The 9,227-nt window shown below is 54.7% G+C and carries 7 protein-coding genes; 3 read left to right on the top strand and 4 right to left on the bottom strand.

Translation table 11 applies throughout. The features are described from left to right. Together ACRBCU_RS10340 and ACRBCU_RS10335 are read left to right on the top strand one after the other, a co-directional pair. Positions 1-1,799 (top strand): malate synthase G (locus tag ACRBCU_RS10340; protein WP_431365304.1); only part of this gene is annotated, 1,799 nt, incomplete at its 5' end. 194 nt (positions 1,800-1,993) lie between these two features. Beyond that, complete coding sequence (locus tag ACRBCU_RS10335) at positions 1,994-2,770, top strand: gamma-glutamyl-gamma-aminobutyrate hydrolase family protein (RefSeq protein ID WP_431365303.1); 777 nt, start codon at positions 1,994-1,996, stop codon at positions 2,768-2,770. Here ACRBCU_RS10335 and ACRBCU_RS10330 read toward each other — a convergent pair. The 3 genes from ACRBCU_RS10330 to ACRBCU_RS10320 all read right to left on the bottom strand — a co-directional run bounded on the left by ACRBCU_RS10330 (position 2,767) and on the right by ACRBCU_RS10320 (position 8,059). After that, positions 2,767-5,139, bottom strand: coding sequence for a Hint domain-containing protein (locus ACRBCU_RS10330; protein WP_431365302.1), 2,373 nt, complete (start codon positions 5,137-5,139; stop codon positions 2,767-2,769). The two genes, ACRBCU_RS10335 and ACRBCU_RS10330, sit on opposite strands and share 4 nt — an antisense overlap. A 211-nt stretch (positions 5,140-5,350) precedes the next feature. Then, entirely contained in the window at positions 5,351-7,591 is a 2,241-nt protein-coding gene (locus tag ACRBCU_RS10325; protein ID WP_431365301.1) for a molybdopterin cofactor-binding domain-containing protein, read from the bottom strand. Between the two features lie 3 nt (positions 7,592-7,594). Next, the gene (locus tag ACRBCU_RS10320) at positions 7,595-8,059 is read right to left on the bottom strand and encodes a (2Fe-2S)-binding protein (protein WP_431365300.1); all 465 of its coding nucleotides are present in this window, start codon (positions 8,057-8,059) and stop codon (positions 7,595-7,597) included. A gap of 90 nt (positions 8,060-8,149) precedes the next feature. Between ACRBCU_RS10320 and ACRBCU_RS10315 the strand changes: the two genes are divergently transcribed. Further along, a complete protein-coding gene (locus tag ACRBCU_RS10315) occupies positions 8,150-8,731 on the top strand; it encodes a TetR/AcrR family transcriptional regulator (RefSeq protein WP_431365299.1) in 582 nt (193 codons plus the stop codon). An 18-nt stretch (positions 8,732-8,749) separates the two neighbouring features. Here the strand turns inward: ACRBCU_RS10315 and ACRBCU_RS10310 are convergent, their stop codons facing one another. Next, positions 8,750-9,109: an MmcQ/YjbR family DNA-binding protein gene (locus ACRBCU_RS10310; protein ID WP_431365430.1), complete on the bottom strand. Its 360-nt coding sequence runs from the start codon at positions 9,107-9,109 to the stop codon at positions 8,750-8,752. Positions 9,110-9,227: the final 118 nt, after the last annotated feature.

The following is a 9,227-nucleotide window of genomic DNA, read 5'->3' as shown; positions in this document are numbered from 1 at the left end:
AGCTTGTTGTGCCGATCACCAACGCGCGCTTTGCTTTGAATGCGGCGAATGCGCGGTGGGGCAGCCTGTATGATGGGTTTTACGGCACAGACGCAATGGGCAGCGCTGCGCCGAAGGGGCCTTATGATAAAGGGCGCGGCGCGCGGGTTGTTGCGCGCGCGCGGGTTTTGCTGGATGAGTTCTTTCCCATCATCGGCACGTCGCACGCGGATGTGCGCCGTTATCATGTCCGCGACGGAGCGCTTTTGATTGATGATCAACCTCTTGCGCAGCCCGAGAAATTTATCGGCTATCGTGGCCATCCCAAAGCGCCAGATGCAGTACTTCTGCGCAACAACGGTCTGCATGTTGAATTGCTATTTGATCGCACGCACCCCATTGGCAGTCGCGATCAGGCGGGCCTTGCGGACGTTGTGCTTGAAAGCGCGTTAACGGCCATTATGGATTGCGAAGATAGCGTCGCCTGCGTTGATGCTGAAGATAAGGTCGTAGCCTATTCAAATTGGCTTGGTCTGATGAAGGGCGATCTGGAAGAGACATTCGAGAAAGGCGGCGCGCAGATGACCCGCCGCTTGAACGCGGATCGCATCTATACGGGGGCGAATGGTTCCGAGATAACCCTTAAAGGACGCGCGCTGCTTTGGGTGCGTAATGTCGGGCATTTGATGACAAACCCCGCAGTGCTTGACCGTGAGGGGCGCGAGATCGCGGAAGGTTTGCTTGATGCGCTTTGTACAGTGATGATCGCAATGCACGATTTGAAACGCGAGAGCGGAAATTCGGTGCATGGCTCTGTTTATATCGTAAAGCCCAAGATGCATGGCTCGGCAGAAGTTGCCTTTGCCAATGAGATTTTCGCAAAAGTCGAAGACATTCTGGGTCTGCCGCGCAATACCGTGAAAATCGGGATTATGGACGAAGAGCGCCGCACCTCTGCCAATCTGAAAGAATGCATTCGCGCAGCGAAGTCGCGGGTCGCGTTTATCAATACAGGGTTTCTGGATCGCACAGGCGATGAGATTCATACCTCGATGGAAGCAGGGCCGTTTAGCCGCAAAGACTTTATCAAGCGCAAGGGTTGGATTGGCGCCTACGAAAATCTGAATGTTGATATCGGGCTTGAGTGCGGCTTTCAGGGGCGCGCGCAAATTGGCAAAGGCATGTGGGCGATGCCCGATCTTATGGCCGATATGCTCGAGCAAAAGATTGCCCACCCAAAAGCGGGTGCAAGCTGTGCATGGGTGCCAAGCCCGACGGCGGCAACGCTGCACGCTTTGCACTATCACATGATTGATGTGGTCGCAGTGCAAGAAAAGCTGAAAGCAGGCGGGCGACGGGCCAATGTGCAGGCTTTGCTCGAAATCCCACTGGCGAAGTATGAGCAATGGACCCCTGCGCAGATCCAGCGCGAGATCGAGAATAATGCGCAGGGCATTCTGGGCTACGTGGTGCGCTGGATTGATCAAGGCGTCGGATGCTCCAAGGTGCCTGACATAAATGATGTGGGCCTGATGGAAGATCGCGCAACCTGCCGAATTTCATCCCAAGCGCTTGCCAATTGGCTTCATCATGGGGTGGTGAGCGAAATGCAGGTGCGCGCTGCGCTTGAGAAAATGGCCGAAGTCGTGGATCAGCAAAACGAAGGGGACAACCTCTATCGGAAAATGTCACCGGGGTTTGACACAATTGCCTATAAGGCCGCCTGCGATCTGGTCTTTGAGGGACGCGAGCAGCCATCGGGATATACTGAACCTGTTCTGCATGCGCGCCGATTGGAATTAAAAGCCAGCGTTGCTTAAGGAGGGGCGCTGCCCCTCGCGCTTTGCGCTCACCCCGGGATATTTTGAGAGAGAGGATGCGGTTGGGGTAAGTCTGTTTTTCTAGCACAGCAGCACATTCGCCATCGAAAAGATTTGCGAAAATCACGAACGCATTGCACGCGCTGCGATCTGTTTTATAACATGAAGGCAATTCAGCTATTCTCGGAGCATTCATGTCGCGTCCCGTCGTCGGAATAATTTCCAATACCCATTTGTTGAACGATCAGTATCCCGTCCACGCGGGCGGGGACATGAATGCGTCTGCTGTTGCCCATGTTTCGGGCTGTATGCCTTTGCTCATTCCTGCCGATCCTCGCTACGTGAGTGTCGAGGAGCTTATGGTGCAGTGTGATGGGTTTTTGCTGACGGGAGGGCGGCCAAACGTTCACCCGGAGCAGTACGGAGAAGAGGCCACGGATGCGCATGGCGAATTCGATCCCGCGCGCGATGCAATCACGCTTCCTCTTGTGCGGGCTTGTGTCGAGCAAGGCCAACCGTTTCTCGGGATTTGCCGAGGTTTTCAAGAAGTGAATGTTGCTATGGGCGGCACGCTTTATCCGGAAATTCGTGATCTGCCGGGGCGGATGAATCACCGCATGCCCCCTGATGGCACGCTCGAAGAGAAGTTCGAAATTCGTCACAAAGTAACTGTGAGCGAAGGCGGGTTGTTCAATCAGATATTCGGCGCAACGGAAGTGATGACAAACACCCTTCATGGGCAAGGCATCAAGCGCGCGGGCGAGCGGATAGTTATTGATGGCACTGCCGAAGATGGCACGCCAGAGGCGATCTATGTGAAAGATGCGCCCGGGTTTACAGCTTCAGTGCAATGGCACCCTGAATGGAATGCGACGGACGATCCTGTTTCACGCCCATTATTTGAGGCCTTTGGCGCTGCAGCACAGAGCTTTGCCCAGCGTCGCCTCGGCCACGTGCTGAAAAGCGCTTAAGCGGCCAATTGCGTTGCACGCCATGCATCAGCATGTGCGATTTCATCCATCAGCAAGCGGGTTTCATTGCTTTTGAGGCACGGATGTGCGGTGCGCCCGTGGGCATAGGGATCCTCTTTGAGCGCGGGGAATGCGCGAAATAGATCCTCTTTTGAGGCCTGCGACAAAGCTTTGAGACCTTCTGGCCCTGCGTGAAAACTTTCGGTTTCAACTCCGTTGGCCGTAATAACTTGGTGGCTGTCGAGCATTAGGTGCACATAGGTTACCATCTTTTGGCTCGACTGGGTGATCGCGCCGCCAAGCATATGTTTTGCTGAGCAGAACACTTGGCTCTCCCCAAACAAGAGCTCGCTCGCGAAGTGGGTGATCAGCATTTTATGTTGCGGAGAAACCGTCAAAGGATGCGTTTGCCCTTCGAGCGCGCCGAGATCGAAATGGATCGGTGCCGTTTTGGCGGTGCAGGGCAGGGTGCGCGCACCCATCCAGCGAATTTGCTGTGCGCCCGCATCGCGCGTGTTGACCAAATCACCTGCTTTTAGAGTCTCAATTGCGCGCGGGCCAAAAGGCGTGTCGATTAGGGTGCCGAGGGTAAAGCAAATGATACGCTCTATGTTTTCGAAGGTTAGAACGGTGCCATCGTCAAGAACCAAAGTTCCGCTCAACCCGCCAAGCGCGTCATCGCTGTTTGAGAAAACAATGTCACTGGCGCTGCCAAGTCCGCCAAGATTTAGCGTATCGCCCGCAGTTTCACCGGTTTCGTCGCCTTGAATGAAGATATTGTTGCCTGCGCCGACGGTTTCCCCAAGATCGACAAGCGTGAAATAGTCATCCCCGTCTCCGCCATAAGCGCTATCGCCTTCGCCGACATTGAAAACATCATCGCCATCTTGGCCATACATTTCATCCGCGCCAGCGCCGCCGGAAATGCTATCATTTCCGCTGCCTGCGTAGATCGTATCATTCCCGTCATCGCCGTTGATCGTGTCATCGCCCGGCTCTTCATCCAGATTGGTGGTGAAGTCCAAGGTCATATTGCCGACGCCGAATAATCCGCTGTTTGTGGCGCTTTCTCCGTTATCAAAGGTGAAGGAGAGTTGAACAAACGGGCCCGGGATCGAAACGGTGACGGAATCGTCCGCGCCGGTGGTTTCAACGCCGCCACTGGCCATGCCATCGGCGTTTAATGTGTCCCCATCGACTGAATGGAGGCCGTCCAGATCAGAGAAGTTCACCGTGACCTGGTTGCCCTCGCTATCAAGCGCGATGATTGTGATCAGATCATCCCAAGAGCCGGCGTTCTGATCGAGGTCATAAATCTCAAAGTTGGCGTTTTCGACAGGGCTGTCGAAGGTCATTGTCGTGGTGATGGCTTGGGTGATGCCAGAGACCCAAAGAGCATCGGCCGAGGGTGATCCGTAAGAGTTGGTATTGGCTGTTTGTCCCGCGCCGTTCGTTGTCGTCGAAACCGTGACGTTCAGTGTTTCGCTCGCGCCAGCCATTGCGAATGTGCCGTTTGCCCCGACGCTGTTCCAATCCAAAGTGGTGCTATCTGAAACTGGTGCGACACCAATGAAGTCATCGCCGTCGTTGCCATCAATGCTGTCTGCGCCTTCGCCTCCAATGATCGTATCGTTGCCGTTGCCCCCTGAGATCGAGTCGTTGCCTTCCCCTCCCAAAATCTGGTCAGCGCCGCTGCCGCCAGCAATGGAGTCCGCACCGTCGCCTCCGAAAAGCGTGTCGTTGCCTCCATTTCCTAAAAGGGTATCTGCGCCGTCTTCACCATAGATTTCGTCGCTGCCAGCTCCGCCTGAAATACTGTCATTCCCTGCGATGCCGCCCGGCGCGATCACATCTGTGTCGCCATAGAGCGTGTCATTGCCCGCACCGCCTTCGAGCGTGTCAGAACCGCCGCCGCCATAAACAAGATCGTTTTCCGCGCCAGCATCGACACTGTCATTGCCATCGCCTGCGCTGATCGTGTCTTCGTGACCCAGTGCGCCGCTTCCGTCGCCCGCGTCGACTTGATCGCCATCGCTGTCAGTATAGCTGGCATCAATTGTATCTGCGCCGCTTGTTCCATCGACCGCGCCAGACGAAGTATAAGACGGACCAGAGGTGACAAAGGCGCTTCCGCTTGTCGTGTACCATGTATCTGGAACGAAATAGACGTTTCCGTCCGTACCTTCATAAAAGGTTCCGCTGTCAGGGATGTTGAAATAGGTGGACCCGTTGCCATCCCAAACACCCGTCCATTGCCAGCCGCCTGCGCCAATCGTGCTGGCAATGGTGAAGAAAATCTGCGTCGCATCTATCGTGTCATTCACATCAAGCGAGTTGTCGCCGAGTGTTACCAGATATCCGTTAGGCATGCCGTTGTTCCATTATAGAAAAGCCAAAGGAAACACTGTGTTTCCGTGCTGTTTCCGAAATAGATACAATCGGTTCAGGGCGCGTTTGCGCTCGAATTGAGACGATTTTTAGAAAGCGCGACGCGAAATGTGGCAGACCTTGGGCACTGCGTGTTTTGGCACCCCGCGACAACGCTTTGCTAACGCAGCGTTGTCGCGGAATGATCGTGTTTTAGGTAAGTAAATCAAACTCATGCATCAGGGGCAGCGTGCGTGCGCGCTTGCCCGTAAGATCAAAGATTGCATTGGTCAGAGCAGACATTGAAGGTGGCGTGCCCGGCTCGCCTGCGCCGCCCAAAAAGCCGCCACTTTGCAGGATTTGAACCTCGGTGATGGGGGCGTTGTGGATGCGCAGCGCGTCGTAGTCCGGGAAATTGCCCTGTTCGACCTTGCCATCAGAAAAAGTGATTTCACCAAAGCAGGCAGCGGAAAGCCCGTAGATCATCCCGCCATATAGCTGCGCATTCAAATTTCCAGGATCAAGAACTGTGCCAAGGTCTGCTGCGATCCACGCACGATTGATGCGAATTGAACCGTCTTCGTCGATGACTTCGATCACCTGCGCGACAGGCGTTCCGAAGCTATGGGCAAAGGCAACGCCGCGCCCGATGCCCGCTTGCTTTTCACCGTTCCAGCCAGACATTTCACCGACGGCCTCAAGAACTGCAGCAGAAGGTGCATGTTCGTCGCGCATCATATCAAGCCTGAATTGAAGCGGATCGGCGCTCGCCGCATGGGCCAACTCGTCTAAAAAGCTGTCGTGCATAAAAGCGTTGACCGAATTGCCAACAGATCGCCAAAACCCGAGCGGGACTTGCATATCGGTGACATAGCCAGAAATACGATAGTTCGGAATTTTGTAAGGTTGATCGAACGCGCCTTCGACCTGAACCTTATCAGGGCCTGCCGGCGCAAGCCCCATCAACCGCGGCAAGGCGCTTGCAGAAACGGATGGACCGGCAATTTTGCCGTCTAGCATCATAGCCTTGCCATCTTTAACCGCACCTTTGTAGCGGCCGATTGCGGCGGGGCGGAAGAAATCATGTGACATGTCTTCTTCACGCGTCCAAGCGACTTGCACTGGGACACCCTTCATGTGTTTGGCAATTTTCGAGGCCAAAACACTAAAGTCGATTTCAGTTCGACGGCCAAACCCACCGCCCATGAGAGCGGTGTTGAGCGTGACCTGTTCGTCAGTCAAGCCAACGGCCTCGGCGCATCTGCTGCGAAGAATGGTTGGCGCTTGGTTTCCGCACCAGACTTCCAAAGTTTCGCCCGTATAAAGTGCCGTTGCGTTCATCGGCTCCATAGTCGCGTGGGCAAGGAAGGGCATGCGATATTCGGCGCTGATTTCTGTTGCGCCTTCAATCACGCCATCTGTATTGCCATCGTCGCGCATGTTCGAATTGGCTTTGCCGTCAAAACTTTGCTCGATGGCGCTCCAAATGGCGTCTTGTTCTGCGGGATAGGGGGCTTCGCCCCAATCGGCCACAACCGCATCTGCAGCTTGAAACGCCAACCATGTATTAGAGGCAACCACGGCATAACCGCCGTCCAATTCGATGATCTTTTCAACGCCTGCCATGTTCTCGGCAGCGCTTGTGTCCATCGATTTCATCGCAGCCCCCAAGCGCGGGTTCATGCGCACGGTGGCGAATTTCATGCCCTCAAGGCGTGTATCTATGCCGAAAGTCGAGGTGCCTGTGGATTTCCCAAGCATATCAACGCGCGGCATGGTTTTGCCGATGTATTTCCACTCAGACTTGGGGCGCAATTCTACCTGCGGAGGATCGATTTCTGCGGCAAGCGTCGCCATGTCTGAATAGCTGACAGAGTTTCCGTCTGGCGCGAAAATTCGTCCGTTCTTGGTGGTGAGACTGTTTGCTGAAACTTGCAAAGCTTTGGCCGCCGCCAGCTTGAGCGTTTCGCGCGCAGAGGCACCCGCATAGCGCAAACGTTCATAGCCGTCTTTCATGGATGTAGAGCCACCGGTCATTTGGATGCCGAGCAGTTTGTTGGTTTCATCGAGCGCGTTTGAGACCGAATGCAGAAATGCGCTTTTGGAGTATTCGGCAAAGGGTAGCGCCGCGCCCATCATTGCGCTGTTGTAATAAGCGGCGGCGGGGGGGCCGTGCAGAACGCGCACGTCTTCCCATGGGATATCGAGTTCATCGGCGGCAAGCGCTGCGAGCGTTGTGTGCACGCCTTGGCCCATTTCCGCGCGAGGGGTAATGATTGTAACGCCGTCTTGGTCAATGAAGATGAACGGGTTCAAAGCGGCTTCATTCGGGCCCGCTTCCAATGGATTCACCAAGGGGCGGGTGAATTTATACGCACCAAAGGCAACGCCGCCAACAATAGCCGCGGAACCAATCAGAAACGTGCGGCGTGCAATCTTTTTGAGGGATGCCATGTCTTATTCTCCCTGCGTTGTTTTGGCGGCCGCGTGGATCGCGGCCCGTATACGTGGGTAGGTGCCACATCGGCAAAGATTGCCTTGCATAGCATCATCGATGTCTTGATCACTTGGGCTCGGGTTCTCGGCAAGAAGACCAGCGGCTTGCATGATTTGCCCAGATTGGCAGTAGCCACATTGAGCGACTTGATGATCGATCCAAGCTTTTTGCAGGGCATGCAGGGTTTCCGGCGTGCCCAGACCTTCGATTGTCGTGACCTCGCCGTCCACTTCCGCAAGCGTTGTTTGACAAGAGCGCACAGCAACGCCGTCAATATGAACCGTGCAAGCCCCACAGGCCGCGACGCCGCAGCCAAACTTGGTTCCTGTTAGGTTCAACTCATCCCGCAAGACCCAGAGGAGGGGGATATCCTCGGGTAGATCAACTTCGCGGACCGTCCCATTTACGGTAATTGCACTCGTCATTTGCGCTCTCCTCGTGGCTCTCTGACAAAAGTAGGGCGAAATGTCAGTCTGTCAATTGACAAAATGAACATTTTTTGTCAGAACGCCAAAATGAGCAGCGAAGGTATTGAAACCGAAAAACAAAAGGCGATCGCAGAAGCGGCGTTTCAGGTGTTTGCCGAACATGGGTTTCGTAAAACATCGATGCGTTTGATCGCGCTCAAAGCTGGTATGTCGCGTCCCGCGCTATATCTGCATTTCCAAAGTAAAGAAGATGTCTTTATCTACCTCAGCATTAGTTATTTTACCAATGTTGCTACGCATATTGATGAGGTTTTGACGCGCTCAGGATCGCCTGAAGCAGTGCTGAACGACGTGTTCGACGCGTTTGATCCGGACGGGGTAATGGCTTTGCTTTTGGATGCAGAACACGGCGACGAATTAATGGAAGCCAAGAGCGGCTTGGCACATGAGGCGGTTGACGATATCGCCACAGGCATCCGCCTTTCGCTTACGGATTGGCTAAAGCGAGAGGCTGAACTCGGGCGGATTGATTGCGATGATCCCGATATTACGGGTCAAACGATCATGTCGTCCTACTATGGGTTGAAAACCCCCGCGCCAAGTTACGAAATCTACAAAGCACGTACCAAGCAACTGGCGAAATTGCTCGGTGCGGGCCTAAAGTCCTAAGTTGCGGTCCGCGGGCGTTCAATCAAAGCCCAATTCGCTGCGCAGTTTCTTCGTCAGCTTCGCTTTGATCATCTCGTAACTGGCTTCGATATGCGCCTTTAGTTCCGCATCTGGTAGCCCTGGGTCGTCATAGACTTGCACCCACTTCATGCCCCGCGATGCGAGATACGGCGCGGGGCGAATGCCGGGCATTTCGCTTAGAACCTCGAAGCCAAGGTCAGTAACCTTAAATGTCACTGCGCTTTCCCCGTTTGACCATCCACATACGGCAAAGAGTTTGCCGCCGACTTTCCAAACGTCCGAATTGCCCCATTGAACGACATGCGTGCTGTGGGGCAAGGATTTGCAATACGCATTTATTGCGTCTCGGCTTAGCATCGGGCGGGGTCCTCGCGGTTGATCGGATGTTGCGCTGACGTAGCGCAGCAATCCCGTCAGTTTATCCTTCACCCGCGCAAGAGCAAGGGCGCGTCGTTCCGTCACTTTCGCGATGCTT

The organism is Planktotalea sp., assembly GCF_050633725.1.
Lineage (GTDB): Bacteria > Pseudomonadota > Alphaproteobacteria > Rhodobacterales > Rhodobacteraceae > Planktotalea.
This window is presented reverse-complemented; position numbering and strand designations above follow the sequence as displayed.